Source organism: Vibrio sp. D173a, assembly GCF_030248475.1.
Map to the genome: position 1 here is coordinate 1 of NZ_JAHGAH010001391.1, position 686 is coordinate 686.

General features: G+C 37.6%; 1 protein-coding gene. It reads right to left on the reverse strand.

Annotated elements, in window-relative coordinates; translation table 11 throughout:
- Positions 1-328: 328 nt before the first annotated feature.
- Entirely contained in the window at positions 329-625 is a 297-nt protein-coding gene (locus tag KIV40_RS33575) for a BolA family transcriptional regulator (RefSeq protein ID WP_285353743.1), read from the reverse strand.
- Between the last annotated feature and the right edge of the window lie 61 nt (positions 626-686).

Genomic DNA, 686 nt, shown 5'->3' on the forward strand with positions numbered 1-686 from the left:
CACCAAAATCGCAACATTATCTTAATAAACTCATCACAAAAATAAGGTGAGATTTATCAGGTGCCGTATTCTAGCATTTTTTGACGTCTTGATGCCATGACCAATAACTTGAATAAGGGCGATATTTGGTGAGAATTGAAGCATATGGTCTCTCAAATATGGATAAATTTGACGAGCCGCACAGATAAAAAGGCATTTTAACAGCGTTTTAAACAAGAGATTAATACTCTGTCACAAACTAATATTTTACAGAATTTGTTGAAACACTGTTAATAAAAACATTACTAATTATAGGTATTTTGAATCGTTCACGCTGACATCAACTTGGTCAATATAACAACGAAAAAACGATAGATTTGGCGATAAAAAAGGCGGATTCATCTTTTGTATAAGTATGAATAGAGAGCGCATGGATATGATTGGCCAGTTCTTCAGCAAGAACCTGGTTGACTGCTCGGTGGCGAGCAATTAAGCGTAAGCCTTCAAATGCATCACTCACAACCACTACCTTAAAATGGCTTTCAGAACCTGCCGGTACATTGTGCATGTAGCTTTCATTCACGACGTTGAGATGGGTCGGCTCAAACTCATTGTGCAGCTTCGTTTCAATGGCTTCTTGGATCATCATGATTCCTTTATCGAACTCTTATCATTCACTATCAAACCAGTATAAACCCAAAGCGGGT